The sequence below is a fragment of the Variovorax sp. PMC12 genome, from assembly GCF_003019815.1.
In the GTDB taxonomy this organism is placed as follows: Bacteria; Pseudomonadota; Gammaproteobacteria; order Burkholderiales; family Burkholderiaceae_C; genus Variovorax.
Genome location: NZ_CP027773.1, coordinates 2,345,665 through 2,363,852 on the forward strand (window position 1 = coordinate 2,345,665; position 18,188 = coordinate 2,363,852).

Below are 18,188 nucleotides of genomic sequence, written 5' to 3' on the forward strand. Positions count from 1 at the left end.
CATGAGGTTCAAGGTGCGAGCTTCCATTGGCCGTTGTCGAGCTTGACGATCACGCGGGCGCGTTCGTCCACGCCGTAGAGACTGCCGGGCTTGAAGGTGTACACGCCGTGCGTGCCCACCACTTCCTTCGTGCTGAAGATGGCATCGCGCAGCGCCACGCGGAACTCGGGCGTGCCCGGTTCGGCCTTCTTCATGGCGCGCGAGGCCGCGTCGGCGAACACCAGCCAGCCGTCGAACGAATAGGCCGAGAAGGCATCGCTGGTCGGCGCGTTGTTGACCTTCTGGAAGACGGCGCGGAAATCGGTCGCGATCTTCTTGGTCGGATAGCTGTCGGGCAGTTGCTCGGCCACGATCACCGGGCCGGTGGGCATCAGCGCGTTCTGGCCGGCCGCGCCGACCACGCGCACGAAGTCGGGGTTGATCAGCCCGTGCTGGCCGTACACGCCGCCCTTGAAGCCGCGCTCCTGCAGGGCCAGGAACGGCAGCGCGCCGGGCGTGCCGGCACCGCCGGTCATCACCGCGTCGGGCCGCAGCGCCACGATCTTCAGCACCTGGCCGGTCACCGATGCGTCGCCGCGCGCATAACGCTCGTTGCTGACCACCTTGATGCCTGCGCCGGGCGCGGCCTTCATGAGCGCGTCGTAGACCAGGTCGCCCCAGGCGTCGGAGAAGCCGATGTAGCCCACCGTCTTCACGTTGTTGCGCTTCATGCGCTCGACCACCGCGTCGATCATCAGCTGCGTGGGCTGCGCCACGGTCATGACCCAGGGGTTGTCGTTGGGGTCGAGCAGGATCGGCGTGAGGCCGATCATCGGCGTCTTCGCTTCCTTGCCCACCTGCGCCATCGCTATTGCCGCGGGCACGCCCGATGTGCCCATGAGCACGTCGACCTTCTCGTCCTCGATCAGCTTGCGCGCATTGCGCCCGGCGGTGGTGGGGTCGGAGCCGTCGTCCAGCACGATGAGCTGCACCTTGCGGCCGTTCACCTCGCCCTTGTAGGCCAGCGCGGCCTGCATGCCCTTGGCGTAGGGCACGCCCAGCGAGGAGTTCGGCCCCGACAGCGACACGCTCAGGCCGACCTTGAGGTCGGCCGCCAGCGCGCTCGCAACGCCACAGGCGGTCAGCACCGCGGCGAGTGTGCCGCGCGTCAAGGTCTGCATCAGGCTCTTCATGTCGTAGCTCCGGTAAGGATGGTGTTGGAGGGAACAGGTAACTCAGATGAACAACTGGATGGCCGGCAGCGCGCGTGCCGCGTTGAGCAGGTCGATGCGCTTCTGGCGGATCGACCAGCCGGCGGGTGTGCGGACCAGGTGATGGCGGGCGGTGCCGCTCAACAGGATCTGGTCTTCGCCGCGCGCCTCGACGTAGAGGAACGGCGTGCGCAGCCATGCCTGGCCGCCCTCCTCGCGCTCGATGCGCGAGGGCTGCAGCACATGCTGGCTGTGGCTGGCCGGGTGCTGCGAATGGGCGCGCGGGTTCTTCAGGCGGTCCACGCGCAGCTGCAGCAGCAGCCGGTCTTCGTAGGCCAGCGAGTTGTGCGAGAACGGGTCGGCCTGCGCCGCGCCCAGCAGCGGCACCCAGTAGTGGCCGTCTTCCGCGAAAAGGGCCAGCCACTCGTCGAGCCGGCGCTCATCGAGCAGGGCCGCTTCATGGGCGACGAAATCGCGCGGGTCCGTCATTGCACGGCCTCCATGCCCGCCGCCATGGACTTCGCCCATGCACGGAACTGGTTGCGCATCAGCAGTTCGTTGGTGCCGTTGGTGGTGACCGTGGCCTGCTGCGTCTCGGCCGGATCGTGGTTGCGATGCAGGCTCACCCATTCGTTGCCGCCGGCGCGCAGGCCTTGCTGGATGCTCTCGAACAGATGCACGTCGTCATGCGCGACCACCGACATCGGCGAGAACACGAGCCGGTTGTAGCTCATGGCGCGCTCGAACAGCAGTTCCGGCGCACCCGCAGCGCGGAAGCTCCAGGCCTCTATCAGCGTGCGGTTGGCGGCCAGCGGGCGAATCACGCGAATGGCCTGCGGCGAGCCCTTGACCGACAGGCTCGGATAGAAGACCGAGTTCTGCGGCGAGCGCTGCAGTATCTCTGCGGCACGCTCCTCACCGTGCGCGGCGCGCATCGCGGCTTCGTACTCGGGCAGTTGCGCGTAGTTGGAGTGGATGCTGAAATTCACCCCCAGCACGCTGTGGCCGTTGGCGAACACGCGTCCGCCCATCTTGTCGAAGAACTCGTAGCCCGAGCCGAAGGGCAGTATCTGTTCCATCGCCATCGGCTTGGAGTCGGTGGGCGCATGGCCTTCCCACAGCGCCTCGGCCGCCTTGGTGGCCGACTCGTGCGTCGACATCGGGTGCACCGTGTCGTTGATGTTCTCCAGGTACATCTTCCAGTTGCAGTGGACGATGTTGCGCAGCACGCCGCCGCCCACCGTCAGCTTGCCTTCGGGCGAGCGGTCCACCATGTTGTCGATGGCGCCCAGCACCTCGCCGAAGTAGTCCTCGAACGAAGGCCCGCTCTCCGACAAGCGCACGAACACGAAGTCGCGGTACACCTTCACGTTCTTCACCACCGACAACCCCTGCCCCGACTCGCAGGCCTTGAGCTGCGTGCCCTCGTAGCCGTTCTTCAGCGGCAGCCCGAGCGGCGCGCCGTCGAGCTTGTAGGTCCACGCGTGGTAGGGGCAGCGAAAGAAACGGCCGGTGTTGCCGCACTCGTCCGTCACCAGCTGCGTGCCCTTGTGGGCGCAGCGGTTGTAGAGCACGTGCACGCCGCCATCGGGCTGCCGCACCATGAGCAGCGGCCGGCCCGCGATGTCCTGCGACACGAAGTCGCCGGACTCCGGCACCTGGCTCGCATGACCGAGAAAGACCCAGGTGTTGGCGAACAGGTGCTCCTGTTCCAGCGCGAAAAGCTCCTCGCTGAGGTACAGGTCGCGGTGCACCCGGTCGTCCCGGACCAGCGCCGCGACAAGATCGGGGCGGTTGCGGTAGGTGGTCATGGCGATGTGCTCGGTGGCGTGGGGGGCTACGGAACCAGCTTCCACTGCCCTTTGGTCATCTGCACGATGACCACGCCGCGCTGGTCGGAGCCATAGCGGTCGTCGGGCTTGAAGGTATAGACGCCGTGCGTGCCCACCAGCTCCTTGGTGCTCACGATGGCATCGCGCAGCGCCGTGCGGTAGGCCGGCGTGCCCGGTTCGCCCTTGGTGCGCGAGGCGGCGTCGGCCAGCAGCAGGTAGGCGTCGTAGGTGTACGACGAGAACGCATCCGTCGGCACCGCGCCGTTGACCTTCTGGTAGGCGCTGCGAAAGGCCATCGACACCTTCTTGATCGGGTTGCTGTCGGGCAGCTGGTCGGCCACCAGCACCGGGCCGCTGGGCACCTGCAGCCCCTCGATGGAAGCGCCGCCCACGCGCACTAAGTCCGCGTTGATGAGGCCGTGCGTGCCGTAGATCTTGCCCTTGTAGCCGCGATCGGCCAGCGCGATGTACGGCAGCGCGCCGGGCGTGCCGGAGTTGCCCGCGAACACCGCATCGGGCCGCGCCGCGACGATCTTCAGCACCTGCCCTGCCACCGATGAATCGCTGCGCGCATAGCGTTCGTTGGCCACCACCTTGATGCCGGCCGCGTCCGCGCTCTTCACCAGCGAGTCGTAGGCCAGGTCACCCAGCGCGTCCGAGAAGCCGATGAAGGCCACCGTCTTCACGCCCGACTTCTTCATGCGGTCGACCACGCCCGCGACCATGAGCGGAAAAGGCTGCGACACCGTCACGGTCCACGCGCCCTCGGGGCCGGCGATGGTGACCGGCGTGGGCGAGATCAGCGGCGTGTTCAGTTCCCTGGCCACCGCGGCGATGGCCATGGCGCCGGGCACGCCGGATGTGCCGATGAGCACGTCGACCTTGTCCTCCGTCACCAGCTTGCGCGCATTGCGCCCGGCGGTGGTGGGGTCGGAGGCGTCGTCGAGCACGATCAGCTGCACCTTGCGGCCTGCGATCTCGGGGTGCTCGGCAATCGCTGCGCGAATGCCCTTCTCGTACGGAATGCCGAGCGCCGCGACAGGCCCGGAGAGCGAGCTGATGAAGCCGATCTTCAGGTCCGCCGCCATGGTTTGCGCGGCGGCCAGCGCGAGCGCCGTGGCGCCGAGGATGTGTGTGAGCTTCAGTTTCATGTCAGGGCACCAGCTTCCATTGGCCTTTGTCGAGCTTCACGACGACGCGCGAGCGGTCGTCCGAGCCGTAGCGATCGGTGGGCTTGAAGTTGTAGACCGAGTGCGTGCCCACCAGCTCCTTGGTGCTGACGATGGCGTCACGCAATGCAAGGCGGAACTGCGGCGTGCCGGGCTCGGCCTTGCTGGCCAGCGCACGCTGCGCGGCATCGAGGTAGATCAGCCATGCATCGAAGCTGTAGGCCGAGAAGGTGTCGGTGGGCGGCGCGCCGTTGGCCTTCTGGTAGGCGGTGCGGAAGTCCATCGCGATCTTCTTCATCGGGTTGGCGTCGGGCAACTGCTCGGCCACCACCACCGGGCCGGTGGGCGCCAGCAGGCCTTCGACCGACGGGCCGCCGACGCGGATGAAGTCGGGGTTGATCAGCGAGTGCATGCCGTAGATCTTTCCCTTGTAGCCGCGCTCTGCCAGCGCCAGGTAGGGCAGCGCGCCGGGCGTGCCCGATGCGCCGGTGATCACCGCGTCGGGCCGCAGCGCCACGATCTTCAGCACCTGCCCGGCCACCGACGAATCGCTGCGCGCATAGCGTTCGTTGCTCACCACCTTGATGCCGGCGGCGGGCGCCGACTTCATGAGCGCGTCGTACACCAGGTCGCCCCAGGCGTCGGAGTAGCCGATGTAGGCCACCGTCTTCACGCCGGCCTGCTTCATCTTCTCGACCATCGCGCCCATCATCAGCGGCGCGGGCTGCGGCAGCGTCACCATCCATGCGCCCTCCTCGCCGGCCAGGTCGGCATTGGCGATGGAGATGAGCGGCGTCTTGGTTTCACGCGCCACGCCGGCGATGGCCAGAGAGCCAGGCGCACCGGCCGTGCCGATGATGACGTCGACCTTGTCTTCCTCGATCAGCTTGCGTGCATTGCGCGCGGCGGTGGACGGGTCGGACGCGTCGTCGAGCTGGATCACCTGCACCTTGCGGCCACCCACTTCCGACTTGTAGGCGACTGCGGCCTTCATGCCCTTGTCGTAGGGAATGCCCAGCGACGACACCGGCCCCGACAGCGAAGTGATGAAACCGACCTTGAGATCGGCGGCCCAGGCGCTCGCGGCGCCCAGCGCGCCGATACCCACGGCCACGGCCGCGAGTGTGCGAATTCGGTTCATGACTTTCATGGCGATGCTCCAGAGGTGGTTTTGGTTGGACGTGAGGAAAACTGGAAACTCAGAGGGCGAGGCTTCCGACGCTGGTGCCGCCGCACACGTACAGCACCTGCCCGGTGACGAAGCTGTTGTCGGCATCCGCAAAGAAACGCACGGCGCGTGCCACGTCGGCCGATTCGCCCAGGCGCTTGACGGGCACCGAGGCGGCAAGCGCGCGTTCCTTCTCGCTGCCGGCCTCGACCACGTCGTAGAACATGTCGGTGCGGATCGGCCCCGGGGCCACCACGTTCACCGTGATGCCGTCGGCAGCCAGTTCGAGCGCCCAGGTGCGCGCCATGCCCAGCATGCCGGCCTTGGTGGCCGAGTAGCTGGTACGCGTGGCGAGGCCCAGCGCGGCGCGCGACGACAGCAGCACGACACGGCCGAAGCGTTGCGCGCGCATCGCGGGCAGCGCACCTTGCACGAGCTGTATCGCACAGCCCAGGTGCAGGTCGACCAGCGCATCGAGGTCGTCGAGCTTGACGTCGGGCAGCAGCGCGGCGCGGATGACGCCCGCGTTGTGCACGATGGTGGTCGGTGCGAAGCGCCCCACCAGTTCGCGCACAGCCGCGCTCGTGGCGGCGCGGTCGCTCAGGTCGACCTCGATGCTGTGCAGCTTCGGGTGGTCGATCTCGGCCTTGCGGCGTGCGAGCGACACTACCTCGTAGCCCTGCGCGAGCAGGTCTTCGCAGATCGCCTTGCCGATGCCGGCGCTGCCGCCGGTGACGGCCGCGACCCTGGGTGCGGCGTTGGTCATGCCGAAGCTCCCACCAACGCCAGCACACGCAGCGGGCTGCCGCTGCCCTTCTCGATCTTCAGCGGCGGGCAGATCAGCACGGCGCCGGCCGGCGGCAGCAGGTCGAGGTTGCTCAGGCACTGCAGGCCGTAGCGGCCCGCGCCGTGCATGTAGTAATGGCACGGATACGGCGGCCGCAGGTGATAGCCCTGGCCCGCATCCGTACCGATGGCCTCGGAGCCGAAGCCCAGCACGTCGCGCTGCTCGACCAGGAAGCGCACGGCCGCGGTGCTCGGGCCCGGCGTGTGCTGGCCCGTCTCGTCGAAGTTCTGATACGCCTCGGGGTCGGTGCGCTTGGACCAGTCGGTGCGCATCAGCACCCACGCGCCCTTGGGGATGCGGCCATGCGCCGCCTCGTAGGCTTCGATGTCTTCCAGCGTCAGCAGGTAGTCGGGGTCGTCCTTCACCTGCGGCGAACAATCGATCACACAGGCCGGCGCCACGAAGTGCTGCACCGGAATGGTGTCGACCGAGTTGTTCGGCAGGTCGCGCCCGGAGATCCAGTGGATCGGTGCGTCGAAGTGGGTGCCCGTGTGCTCGCCGCAGGAAAAGTTGTTCCAGTACCAGCCCGGGCCGCGCTCGTCGTACTTCGAAACTTCCTCGATACGGAAGGGCCAGCACTGGCCCATCTCGGGCGGCAGCGCGATCTGCGGAAACTCGGGCGTCAGCGTCTGCGTGAGGTCGATCACGCGGATGCGGCCGCTGGCCATGGCAGTCACCAGGCCGCCCAGGATCTCGGCGGTGGACATCAGTTCGGTTGTCGTGGTCATTCGTGTGGCTCCTGTCTCAGCCGCCTGCGGCCAGCTCGCGCTCGAGCACCTTGGGGTTGTCGCGCCAGCGCTCCAGCCACTCCTGCGCCACGTCGCCGGGGTACACGTCTTCCACGCCGTCGCGCAACGCCTTCAAGATGGCGTTGGCCAGCGCGGCGGGCGCGAGCTTGGGCGGCGGCGTGTGCTGGTTCCATTCGTCGTCGATCGGGCCGGGGAACACATTGATCACGCGGATGCCGGCCGGCCGCATCTCCGCGCGCAGGCACTGCGCCAGCGAATGCGCCGCCGCCTTCGAGGCGCTGAAGGTGCCGTGCGGCGGAAAGTTGCTCAGTGCATAGATCGACAGCAGGTTGACCCATGCCGTAGCGCCGGTCACGCCGTCGGCCGAGCGGCCCTTCAGCGCCGGACCGAACTCCTGAGCCAGCCGCAGCAGGCCGAAGTAGTTGATGTCCATCTCGGCCTTGGCCACGTCGGTGCCGCGCCGTGCGGCGATGCCGAAGGTGCGGTGCACCTCGGCGTTGTTGATGACGATGTCGACCTTGCCGCCGATGGAGCCCGCAAGCTCGGTCACCTGGCGGCCGTTGGTCAGATCGAGCGGCACCAGCGTGACCTGCGGCAGCGCCGAGATGTCGTCCAGCCCCTCGCCCATCTTCTTCCAGGGCTCGGCATGGCCGACCCAGACGATGTCTGCGCCGGCCTTCACCAGCGCGCGCACTATCGCCTGGCCGGTCTCGGTCTTGCCGTCGGTCACCAGCACCTTGCGGAACTTGGGGTCGCTGGTCATTTCGCGCAGCATCTTGTCGTCGGCCATGTGGGGACTCCCTTCATTCGGAAAACCAATGAGAACGGCCTGGCCCGCGCGGTCGAGCCGGGCGCCTACGCGCACCCTTTGCGGCGCGTCGCCGACCTCGCCATGCAGATGGACCATGAGCGTGGGGCCGGCATCCAGGTGCACCAGGCCCAGCCGCCAGGGCAGCCGCTCGCGGAAGAACAGGTCGTTGCTGTGATGCAGCGTGGTGCTGCCGAGCAGTTCGCCCTCGCCGCTCTGCGCGCGCCAGCGCAGCGCGGCCGAGAGGCACTTGTGGCAGACCTCGCGCGGCGGGTACTGCACCGTGCCGCAGTCATCGCAGGTCTGCAGCTCGAAGCGGCCCTCGGCGGCGGCGGCCGTCAGGCCCAGCGCCACGCGGCCGCGCGCGCCGGGCGGCAGGTTCATCTGCCGGGTGCGCAGAACCGGGTTCTTGCGCGGAGGGCGCATCAGGGGCATGGTCATGCGGGTCTCCCCAGGATCACCGCGCCTGTGCACAGGCAGCGGTCGTAGGTCACCATGCCGAAGCCGGCGACGAGGCCCAGTTGTGCATCGGGCACCGCGCGTTTTTCGGCTTGATCGGTCAGCTGGCGGATCGCCTCGACCATGCCGAGGAAGCCGCCCGCAGCGCCCGCCTGACCTGCCGACAGCTGCCCGCCGCTCGTGTTGTTCGGAAAGCTGCCGTCGAAGGTCATGGTGTGGGCCTGCACGAAGGCGGGGCCCTCGCCTTTCTCGCAGAAACCCAGGTCTTCGAACTGCATCATCACGATGACGGGGTAGTCGTCGTAGGTCTGCACGAAGTCGAGCTCGGCGGGCTGGATGCCGGCCTGCGCGTACAGGTCGTCGCGGTCCTTGCGCCAGCCGCCCTGCACCATCACAGGGTCTTCGGCATACGCGTTGTGGCGTTCGATGGCACCGAGGATGACGACGTGCGCCAGGCCAAGGTCGCGCGCGCGCTCCTCGCTCATCACGAGGAAGGCGTCGGCGCCCGCGCAGGGCATCACGCAGTCGAACAGGTGGATCGGGTCGGAGATGGGCCGGGCCGCCATGTACTCGTCGAGCGTCAGGCCCTTCTTGAACATGGCGTTCGGGTTGCCCAGCGCGTTGGTTCGCTGGTCGACGCAGATGCGGCCGAAGTCTTCACGCTTCGCGCCGTAGGTGCGCATGTAGTTGGCCGTGATGAACGCGAAGATCGAGTTCGGGCCGCCCGAGCCATACGGGTAGCTCGCGTCGCGCGCGAAGTTGCTGAAGCTGCCGAGCGTCTGGCGGAAGGAATCGACATGGTTGGTGTCGGCGCCCACGCAGGCCACGATGTCGGCATCGCCCGCCTGTACCGCCCGCGCGGCGCGGCGCAGGCACATCACGCCCGAGGCACCACCGGTGGGCACATGGTCGAGCCAGCGCGGCGACATGCCCAGGTGCTGCGTGACGCCGACGGCCGTGTCGGGCGCGAGCGAGAAGCTGCTGAGGCACAGGCCGTCGATCTGCTCCTTTGGCACGCCGCTGGCCTTTACCAGCGCCTCGATAGCCTGCCCGATGAACCAGTGCGCTGTGCGCGTGGAATAGCGCACGTAGGGCACGGTGATGGGCACCGCGACCGCGACGCCATCGTAGGAGAGCCGTCGTTTCGTGGTCATGGCTGCCTTTTCTTCATCGCACGCGTGTCGATGCAATGGCCCTGGCCCGGCAACGAATGCGCCATCTCGCGCAGCTGGCCGCGCTGGATCTTCTGCGACGGCGTGAGCGGCAACGCGTCGACGAAGGCGACGTATCCGGGCGCCTTGTAGTAGGCGAGCTGTGCCAGCGCATGCTCGACGATGCTGGCCGCTACCTGCGCGCGCTGCGAGGCATCCATGTCTTCCCTCATCACGATGCAGGCCAGCACTTCGTCGCCGCGCACCGCGTCGGGTGTGGCGGCCACGGCCGATGCCTTCACCGCCGGGTGCTGGTTGAGCACGCTCTCGACCTCGACGGCGGAGATGTTCTCGCCGCTGCGGCGGATCACGTTCTTCTTGCGGTCGACGAAGAAGAAGTTGCCTTCGGCGTCGCGGCGCACCAGGTCGCCGGTGTGGAACCAGCCGTCGGCCCAGGCTTCGCGCGTGGCCTCCTCGTCCTTCAGGTAGCCGGAGAAGAAATACCGGTTCGGGTCGGTACCGGCCGAACGCACCAGCAGTTCGCCCGGTGCATCGACGCCGGCTTCATTGCCATCCTCGCCCACGAGGCGAATCTCGACGAAGTCTTCCTGCCGCCCGAAGCAGCTCGTGCCCACGAGGCGCGGCTCCCGGTTGGCCATGATGCAGGCGGCCGCGCCGGTCTCGGTCATTGCCCAAGCCTCGACCAGCGGGAAGCCGAAGCGCTCCTCGAAGGGCGCGTGGTTCTTGCGGTCCACGCCGGCGCCGAAGCCCCAGCGGATCGCATGGTCGCGGTCGGCCGGCGACTGCGGCGCGGAGAGCAGCATGGCCGGCATCACGCCCAGGTAGTGCACGATGGTCGCGCCGCTTTCCTTCGCGCTGGCCAGCCAGGTCTTCGGGTGGAAGCGGTCGAGCTGCACCAGGCAACCGCCGGCGACCAGCACCACCATGGTGGAGAAGGCCATCGCGTTCATGTGGTTCAGCGGCAGCGGCGTGATGACGCGCTCCGCGTCGGGCCGGATGCTGCAGACGCCGTCGAGCGCCGCGTACCACTCGCCAGCGCGCAGGAAGTAGGCATTGCTCAGGATGCAGCCCTTGGGGCGGCCCGTGGTGCCTGATGTGTAGAGCAGGCCGCATTCGGTGTCTGTGCCGATGGGCTCATGGGCGCGCGGTGCGGCGGTCTTCGCCGGCGGCACCGCGTCTTCGGGGCCCATCGTCTCGAATTCGACACCCGCCCGCGCCGCCGCTGCACGCAGGTCGGCGGCACGGCCCGGCAGCGTCACGGCCAGGCCGATCTCGCTGTGGCCGATCAGATAGACCAGCTCGGCCGAGCGCATCTCGGCGTTGATGGGCACCACGCTCACGCCCAGTGCGTTCAGCGCGAGCCAGTGGAAGATGAAGGCCGGCCGGTTTTCCAGCAGCAGGCCGACGCGGTGGCCGTGCCCATAGCCGGCTTGCGCATAGGCCGCGCGCAGGCGCTCGATCTGCGTGGCAGCCTCACCCCAGCGGATGGCGCCTGCGTCGATGCCGTAGGCGGCGGCAGTCACCGATTCGGTGAACAGGAACTCGGCCTGCGGCGTGCGCGCCGCGGTGGCCGCGAAGACTTGATGGACGGTGGCGTGTGGCATCGCTTTCGTCCCTGTCAGATGAAGAGCTGCACGGCCGGCAGCGCCGCGTCGCAGTTGAGCAGGTTCACGCGCTTGAGCGTCATGCGCAATGCATCGTCCTGCACCGTGAGGTGATGGAAAAAGGTGCCGACGTAGAACTGCAGTTCGTCGCCCTGCGATTCGGTGTAGTGGAATTCGGTGCGCACCACGTAGCGATTGGCTTCAGCATCGAACTGCTCGACCACGGGCACCTGCAGCAAATGGTGGCAGCGGCTCGGCGGCTGCTGCGAGAAAGCACGCGGGCTCTTCAGGCGCTCGATGCGCAGGTCGCGAAGCAGCTTGTCTTCGTAGAGATGCGATGTGTGGTTGAGGCCGTCTTCCTGGTCTGGCACGAGCGGCACCCAGTAGAAGGCGTCGTCGGTGAAGAGCGCATTCCACGCTTCGTAGCGGCGCGTGTCGAGCAGGTGCGCTTCGTTCACGACGAAGTCGATCAGGTCCTGGCGGGTGACTTCGATGCCGGCCATCACATGGTCTCCGTCATGCGCTGGACCCAGCTTCGGTACTGGTTGCGCATCGGCAGCTCATCGGTGCCGCCCGTGGTGATCTCGCCGCCCTTCAGCTCCGAAGGGTCGTAGTCGCGGTGCAGGCTCACCCACTCGTTGCCGCTCGCATGCAGCCCCGCCTGCATGCCGCGGTAGGCCTGCAGGTCGTCATGGCCCACCACCGAGAACGGCGAGTTGATGAGCCGGTTGTACATGGTGGTGCGCTGCAGCAGTTCGGGCGGCGCGCCCTTGAGGCGGAAGGTCCAGCTCTCGATCAGCGTCTTGTCTGCGGAGATCGGCTTCACCACGCGGATCGCCTGGATCGCGCCCTTGATCGTCAGGTTCGGGTAGTACACCGTGTTGTGCCGCGCCATGCCCAGGATCTGCGCCGTCTTCTCCTCGCCGTAGCGGGCCTTCATGGCGTCGTCGTACGCGGGGATCGCCTTGTACTTGCTGTGGATGCTGAAGTGCACACCCGTGAAGCTGTGGCCGTTGTCGTAGGTGCGGATGCCCATGTCCTCGAAGAACTTGTAGTCGGACATGAAGGGCGCGAACTGCTCCACCGCCATGGGCTTGGGCTCGTCTTCCGGCTTGTCGGCCCACATGCGCTTGGCGGTGCCGGCCGAAGACTCGTGCGCCACCATGGGGTGCATGGTGTCGTTGAGGTTCTCGACGAACATCTTCCAGTTGCACTGGTGCATGAAGCGCAGGCAGCCGCCCGCTATTTCCAGTTCGCCTTCGGGCGAGCGGTCGGCCATGTTGTCGATGGAGCTCAGCGAGTCGCCGAAGTATTCGTCGAAGCCGGGGCCGGCGTCGTTGATCTTCACGAAGATGAACCCACGGTGGCTGCGCACATGCTTCACAGTGGTGAGACCCTTGCCCGATTCGCATTCGTGCAGCTGGGTGTTCTCGTAGCCGGTCTTCAGTGGAATCGCCAGCGGCGCGCCGTCCGTCTTGAAGGTCCAGGCGTGGTAAGGGCAGCGGAAGAACTTGCCGGTGTTGCCGCACGCGCCGTTCACGAGCCGCGAACCCTTGTGGGCGCAGCGGTTCATCATCACGCGCACGCTGCCGTCGGAGTGCCGCACGATGATCAGCGGGCGGCCCGCGATCTCGTTGCTGATCCAGTCGCCGGGCTTGGGCAGTTGGCTTTCATGGCCGACGTAGTTCCAGGTGTTGGCGAAGAAGTGTTCCTGCTCCAGCTCGAACAGCTCCTGGCTGGTGTACAGGTCGCGGTGCACCCGGTCGTGCTGCACCAGCGCGCGAACGGCATCGGGGTTGTCTCGGTACGAGGTCATGGTTCTTCAGGCTCCTGGCTTCAGATGTCCAGCACCAGCCGCGCACCCTTGGCGCGCGAGATGCAGATCTGCATGACGTTGCCTTCCGCCTTCTCGCGGGCGGTGAGCACGTAGTCGCGGTGTTCGATCTCGCCTTCGAGCACGGGCACGGCGCACACGCCGCATTCGCCGCGCTTGCAGTCGAACATCGGGTCGCAGCCGTGCTCGATCAGGCAGTCGAGGATGCTCTGGTTGGCCGGCACGGTGAAACGCTGGCCCGACTGGGCGAGCTCCACCTCGAAGGGCTGGTCGCCTTCTTCCGCGACCGGCTCGGTGAAAAGTTCGAAGTGCACGCGGTCGTGTTCCCAGCCGCGCGCCTGGGTGCGCTCGAGCACCGCGTCGAGCATGACCTTGGGGCCGCAGACGTAGAGGCGGTCGCCGGCGGGAACGCCGTCGAGCATTGCATCGATGCCGAGCGGCGCGCCGGCTTCCGCATCGGCGTGCACGTGCAGGTCGTCGCCCAGCAGCGCCTGAAGTTCAGGCAGGAAGGCCATCAGGTCGCGGCTGCGGCCGGCGTAGTGCATGCGCACGGCCGCACCTTCGGCGCGGCGGCGGGCGGCCATGGTGGCGAGCGGCGTCACGCCGATGCCCCCGGCTACCAGCACGGTGCCGCCGGGGCCGGTGTGCAGCGGGAAGTCGTTCTTGGGCGCCTCGATGGCGAGGGTGTCGCCCTCTTTCAGCTGCTCGTGCATGAAGCGCGAGCCGCCCCGGCCTTCGGCTTCCTTGCGCACGGCGATCACATATTCCGCCGGGGCATTGGTGGCGTTGCGCGCCGTATCGAAGTTGATGAGCGAATAGTGACGCCAGTCGGCCTTGCCGTCAGGCAGCGTCACCTGCACGCGGATGTGGGCACCGGCCGAGAAGCCGGGCAGCGCGCGGCCGTCTTCGGCGCGCAGGCGCAGCATGCGGATCAGCGGATTCAACGCACGCGCCTCGACGACGCGCAGTGAAAGGGTGGCTGAGGGTGCGGTCATCTTCGTTGTCTCTTCAGGCCAGTGCGTGCTGCGCCAGCGCGGCCTGCAGCTTGTGGCCGTGTTCGTCGGCCAGCGCCGCGTCGCGCAGTTCGCGCAGCGTGGCCGGCGCCAGCGCGGTGCCGGCGCGCTCCACGGCGCGCATCACGGTGTCGTAGTTGCGGATGCCGCGCTCGTGCGTGTCGCTGTAGCCCTTGACCAGGCGCTGGCACTGGGCAAGCTCCACGGCCAGTTCGGGGTTGCGCTGCGCGGTCGCGGCGATGCGCTGCAGCCATTCCTCGATGCGTCGGTTTTCCTCGGCATAGCGCATGGTCGAGAGGCGCCAGCGCTTGCACGCCGCCACCATGCGCAGCATGAGATAGCCGCGCAGCGAGCTGGTCTGGATCACGCGGCCATGCTGCGTGAAGCGCTCGACGAGCTTCTTCGGCGTCGTCGAATTCATGAGCCAGCGGCCGATGCCACCGGGCAGCGTCTCGCAGATTTCCTGCAGGCGCGGGTGCATGTATTCGTTGATGGCGAGCACCTGGCCGGGCTGGACGCGGGCCTCGCCGCGCACGCGCTCGAAGCGGGTGGCACGGGTCTTCAGCGCCGCGACGCGGGCGGTGTCTTCGTAGGACATCCAGAGCGCGAGGTGGCGCGCGGTTTCGCGCAGCAGGCGGTGCTCATCGTTGCCTGGCAGCGCGGCAACGGCTGCCATGCGGTCCAGGTACAGGCCGGCGTAGGCGGGGTCCTGGTAGTCGATGAGGCGGCGCACGCCTTCGAGCAGGAAGTCTTGCGCCTGCACCGGAAAGTCGCGTTGCACCCGCTCGACCAATGCCCGAACAGCCGGGTGGCGCGGCTGCGGCGCCGGTGCGGTGACCGGCGCTTCCTTCGCAGGCTCGCCGTCGTCACCGCCCTGTGCGCGAGCGAACGCCGCGCCAAAGGCCTTGAGGCTGGGCTTCACACCCACGCCGCCACGTTCGATGGTCGCCTCGAACTGCGCGCGGCTGAACGGCAGCACGCCCGAACCCGCAAGCGCGCCGAACAGCACCGCGCTGATCACGCTGCCCGAAGCCTCGGCCGCCTGCGCCATGTCGAAGCGGATGAAGCGCTTGGCGGCCTTGGCGGTGTGTGCCAGCAGCTGATCGCTGTTGACACGGCCATCGCCAAGTGCGCTCTTCTCGGCGATGGAGAACACGCGGTGCGTGGACGCGATCAGCGTGGTGCGGTCGCGCGTGACCAGGCCCCGCTGCACGGCGCGCCCTGCCTCCATGAGCTCCGACGCCAGCACCACGTCGACGTCGCCGGGCAGCGGCATCAGCGCAAGAATCGGCAAGCCGCCATCGGCCTCGGCCTGCGCCGTCGGGTACAGCTCCACGTAGTAGATGGTTGCGCCGGTGCGCTGGGCCACGCCCGGCACCGATGTGGTCTGGGCGACGTAGCCGTTGGCCTCGCCCATGTCGACGATCCAGTCGGCCAGCACGCCGCCGCCCTCCCCGCCCATGGCGAGGATCGCAATCTTGATAGGTTGTGCAGCGCTCATCATCGCGTCAGAAGGCATAGGCTTCACGGCGACGCGCTTCGCCGCGCTGCAGCCAGCCGATGACGGCGGCACGCACGCGCTCGCGCAGCATGTCCCAGCGGCTGGGGTTGCTCACGATCTGCGCCTTGTAGAACGACGGGCACAGCACCGCGGCATGCGAGACCTCTCCGCAAACGCCGCAGCCTACGCAGCTGTCGAGCACGGTCGCGACCGGGTCGGTGCGCAGGGGATCGGGGTTGGGCTTGATCGACAGCGACGGGCAGCCCGACAGGCGGATGCACGAGTGGTCGCCGGTGCAGGTGTCGGAGTCGACGCCGAACTTCTCGCGCACCATGCGCTTGCCGTCGGCGATGGCCTTGCGCACCAGCGGCTTCTCGCGGCGCTGCTTGTTGAGCATGCATTCCGACTGGGCGATCAGGACCTTGGGGCCCTTATTCGTCGTGGTGAGCGCTTCTTTCAGCGCATCGCGCATGCCCGCCACGTCGTAGGTGCGGCGCAGCGTCCTGACCCATTCGACGCCCACGCCGCGCACGGCACGCTCGATCTCGTGGCCGGTGCTGCGCGTCTTGTTGACGGCGTGCGACGACAGGATGTCCTGCCCGCCCGTGGCCGAGGTGTAGTTGTTGTCGACGACGATGGTGAGGTTGTCGCTCTTGTTGAAGACCGCGTTGGCCACGCCGCTGGTGAGGCCGTTGTGCCAGAACCCGCCGTCGCCCATCATCGAGATCGCGCGCTTGCCGGCCGGCGCATTGAGCGCCGCCGCACCCGCACCCCCCAGGCCGTAGCCCATGGTGGTGTTGCCGATGTTGAAGGGCGGCAGGATGGAGAACAGGTGGCAGCCGATGTCGGCGCTCACGTGGTGCGCGCCGAGTTCGCGCTCCACCAGCTTCATCGCGCTGAAGATCGGACGTTCAGGGCAGCCGGTGCAGAAGCCCGGGGGGCGGGCATGCACCACCTCGCCGAGCGCGGTCGATGGCTGCACGGGCTCGGGTGCGGCATCGACACCGACCGCGGCCACTTCCTTCAGCGGAATCACCTTGCGTACCGGTGCGGGCACCGGCAGCGGCGCCAGGCGGCCGTAGCGTTCGCAGAAGCTGCGCGCGCCCTTGAGCAATTCGGCGGCGGTGTATTCGCCGGCCACCGGCAGCATGTCCTTGCCGTGCAGCGTGGTGTGAGAACCGGCCTGGCGCAGGATGGTCGCGAGGTTCTGCTCTACGAAGTTGGGCTGCCCCTCTTCCACGATCATCACCGCGCGCTTGCCCTTGCAGAAGCGGATCACCTCGCTCTCGATGACGGGGTAGGCCACGTTCATCACGTAGAGCGGCACCTGCGTGTTGCCGTAGACGTCGGCCAGGCCCAGCCGCTCCAGCGCGCGCAGCAGCGTGTTGTAGCTGCCGCCCTGGACGATGATGCCGATGTCGTCGGCGTCTTCCGAGAAGAACTCGTTGAGCTTTCGCTCCTCGATGAAACGCACGGCGGCGGGCCAGCGGTCCTTCACCTTCTCCTGCTCGTGCACGAAGCTCGCTGGCGGCAGCACGATGCGGCCGACGTCGCGCTGCGGATTCTCGAGCGCGTCTTTCAGCGTGAACTTGGCGCGCTTGTTGTCGCCAGCCACGAAGTGCCCGTGCACATGGCAGGCACGGATGCGCAACTGGAGCATCACGGGCGTGTTGCTGGCCTCCGAGAGATCGAAGCCCTGCTTCACCGCATCGACGATGCTCGGCAGGTTGGGGCGCGGATCGAGCAGCCAGATCTGCGACTTCATCGCGAAGGCATGGCTGCGCTCCTGCATGATCGACGAGCCTTCGCCGTAGTCCTCGCCCACGATGATGAGCGCACCGCCGGTCACGCCGCCCGAGGCGAGGTTGGCCAGCGCATCGGAGGCGACGTTGGTGCCGACAGTCGCCTTGAAGGTGACGGCGCCACGCAGCGGGTAGTTGACGGAGGCGGCCAGCGTGGCGGCTGCAGTGGCTTCGCTCGCGCTGTTCTCGAAGCGGATGCCGTGGTCGGCCAGGATGTCCTGCGCGTCGGCCAGCACGTCCATGAGATGAGAGATCGGCGCGCCCTGGTAGCCCGCCACATAGGAAACCCCGGATTCGAGCAGGGCCTTGGTGACGGCCAGAATGCCCTCTCCACGGAACACCTCTCCGCCAGAAAGCCGCAGCTTCTTGACTTCTTCGACGAACGAACGCTCAGCCATGTGGGTCCTTGTTCTCTATCGTGGGAGGATGGGCATCAGTTGCCACATCACGCTTTCTATAATGTTGACAAATGAATGTATCCACAATCATGAATTACCCTAGACATGCAAGCCGCGTGCCCGCGGCGACCGTGAGGTGCCTTCATGGCTGAAGAACAACCCATCGAGTCCCACCGCTTCGTCGACGACTACCTGCCCGCGCTGCTGGCGCAGGCCAGCCAGCTGATTTCGTCGGAGTTCCACGAGGTGGCGCGGCAGCAGGGCTTCTCCGTGTCCGAGTGGCGCGTGATGGCGTCTCTTGCAGGCAGCGAGCCGGTCAGCATCGGCCAGCTCGCGCAGGTGACCGTCACCAAGCAGCCGACGGTGACGCGGCTGCTGGACCGCATGGAATCGCGCGGACAGGTCGAGCGCCTGCCCCATGAAAGTGATCGCCGCATCACGCTGGTGCGCATCACGCGCAAGGGGCTGAAGGCGGTCGAGCACCTGATGGAACTGGCGCGCGAGCACGAGCGGCGCGTGCTGGAGCCCTTCGGCCTGCGCCGTGCCGAGGAACTCAAGCAGACGCTGCGGCAGATGATCGAGCTGCACGTGCACGTGCCCGTCGAAGGGCCAGAGGAAGACTGAAGGATCGAGGCGCGCCTT

The 18,188-nt window shown here is 67.5% G+C and carries 16 protein-coding genes; 1 reads left to right on the forward strand and 15 read right to left on the reverse strand.

Going from position 1 to position 18,188, the window contains the following annotated elements:
• Positions 1–8 precede the first annotated feature (8 nt).
• From C4F17_RS10865 to C4F17_RS10935, 15 genes are read right to left on the reverse strand one after another with little or no spacing between them, the layout of a single operon-like run.
• Positions 9–1,172: an ABC transporter substrate-binding protein gene (locus C4F17_RS10865; RefSeq protein ID WP_081266898.1), complete on the reverse strand. Its 1,164-nt coding sequence runs from the start codon at positions 1,170–1,172 to the stop codon at positions 9–11.
• 42 nt (positions 1,173–1,214) lie between these two features.
• Positions 1,215–1,679, reverse strand: coding sequence for an aromatic-ring-hydroxylating dioxygenase subunit beta (locus tag C4F17_RS10870; protein WP_106935229.1), 465 nt, complete (start codon positions 1,677–1,679; stop codon positions 1,215–1,217).
• Positions 1,676–3,001, reverse strand: a complete 1,326-nt coding sequence (locus C4F17_RS10875; RefSeq protein WP_106935230.1) for an aromatic ring-hydroxylating dioxygenase subunit alpha — start codon at positions 2,999–3,001, stop codon at positions 1,676–1,678. The genes C4F17_RS10870 and C4F17_RS10875 overlap by 4 nt, the downstream gene beginning before the upstream one ends.
• A gap of 26 nt (positions 3,002–3,027) precedes the next feature.
• Positions 3,028–4,173 (reverse strand): ABC transporter substrate-binding protein, encoded by a 1,146-nt coding sequence (locus tag C4F17_RS10880; RefSeq protein WP_106935231.1) that lies wholly within the window; start codon positions 4,171–4,173, stop codon positions 3,028–3,030.
• A gap of 1 nt (position 4,174) precedes the next feature.
• Positions 4,175–5,341 carry an ABC transporter substrate-binding protein gene (locus tag C4F17_RS10885; RefSeq protein ID WP_106935232.1) on the reverse strand — a complete coding sequence of 389 codons (1,167 nt, stop codon included), beginning with the start codon at positions 5,339–5,341 and terminating at the stop codon, positions 4,175–4,177.
• A gap of 49 nt (positions 5,342–5,390) precedes the next feature.
• Positions 5,391–6,125: an SDR family oxidoreductase gene (locus C4F17_RS10890; RefSeq protein ID WP_106935233.1), complete on the reverse strand. Its 735-nt coding sequence runs from the start codon at positions 6,123–6,125 to the stop codon at positions 5,391–5,393.
• Positions 6,122–6,934, reverse strand: coding sequence for a cyclase family protein (locus C4F17_RS10895; RefSeq protein WP_106935234.1), 813 nt, complete (start codon positions 6,932–6,934; stop codon positions 6,122–6,124). Before C4F17_RS10895 ends, C4F17_RS10890 begins: the two co-directional genes overlap by 4 nt.
• A 16-nt stretch (positions 6,935–6,950) precedes the next feature.
• Complete coding sequence (locus C4F17_RS10900) at positions 6,951–8,204, reverse strand: SDR family NAD(P)-dependent oxidoreductase (RefSeq protein WP_106935235.1); 1,254 nt, start codon at positions 8,202–8,204, stop codon at positions 6,951–6,953.
• On the reverse strand, positions 8,201–9,376 hold the full coding sequence (locus C4F17_RS10905; protein ID WP_106935236.1) for a thiolase family protein: 1,176 nt from the start codon (positions 9,374–9,376) through the stop codon (positions 8,201–8,203). The genes C4F17_RS10900 and C4F17_RS10905 overlap by 4 nt, the downstream gene beginning before the upstream one ends.
• The gene (locus tag C4F17_RS10910; protein WP_106935237.1) at positions 9,373–10,998 is read right to left on the reverse strand and encodes an AMP-binding protein; all 1,626 of its coding nucleotides are present in this window, start codon (positions 10,996–10,998) and stop codon (positions 9,373–9,375) included. The genes C4F17_RS10905 and C4F17_RS10910 overlap by 4 nt, the downstream gene beginning before the upstream one ends.
• A gap of 14 nt (positions 10,999–11,012) precedes the next feature.
• Positions 11,013–11,501: an aromatic-ring-hydroxylating dioxygenase subunit beta gene (locus C4F17_RS10915; RefSeq protein ID WP_106935238.1), complete on the reverse strand. Its 489-nt coding sequence runs from the start codon at positions 11,499–11,501 to the stop codon at positions 11,013–11,015.
• Positions 11,501–12,814 carry an aromatic ring-hydroxylating dioxygenase subunit alpha gene (locus C4F17_RS10920; RefSeq protein WP_106935239.1) on the reverse strand — a complete coding sequence of 438 codons (1,314 nt, stop codon included), beginning with the start codon at positions 12,812–12,814 and terminating at the stop codon, positions 11,501–11,503. The genes C4F17_RS10915 and C4F17_RS10920 overlap by 1 nt, the downstream gene beginning before the upstream one ends.
• A 20-nt stretch (positions 12,815–12,834) precedes the next feature.
• Positions 12,835–13,827 (reverse strand): PDR/VanB family oxidoreductase, encoded by a 993-nt coding sequence (locus C4F17_RS10925; RefSeq protein WP_106935240.1) that lies wholly within the window; start codon positions 13,825–13,827, stop codon positions 12,835–12,837.
• Between the two features lie 13 nt (positions 13,828–13,840).
• Positions 13,841–15,349, reverse strand: coding sequence for an indolepyruvate oxidoreductase subunit beta family protein (locus C4F17_RS10930; RefSeq protein ID WP_106935241.1), 1,509 nt, complete (start codon positions 15,347–15,349; stop codon positions 13,841–13,843).
• A 4-nt stretch (positions 15,350–15,353) separates the two neighbouring features.
• Positions 15,354–17,546, reverse strand: coding sequence for a thiamine pyrophosphate-dependent enzyme (locus C4F17_RS10935; protein WP_106935242.1), 2,193 nt, complete (start codon positions 17,544–17,546; stop codon positions 15,354–15,356).
• Between the two features lie 144 nt (positions 17,547–17,690).
• Between C4F17_RS10935 and C4F17_RS10940 the strand changes: the two genes are divergently transcribed.
• On the forward strand, positions 17,691–18,170 hold the full coding sequence (locus C4F17_RS10940) for a MarR family winged helix-turn-helix transcriptional regulator (RefSeq protein WP_081266913.1): 480 nt from the start codon (positions 17,691–17,693) through the stop codon (positions 18,168–18,170).
• Positions 18,171–18,188 lie beyond the last annotated feature (18 nt).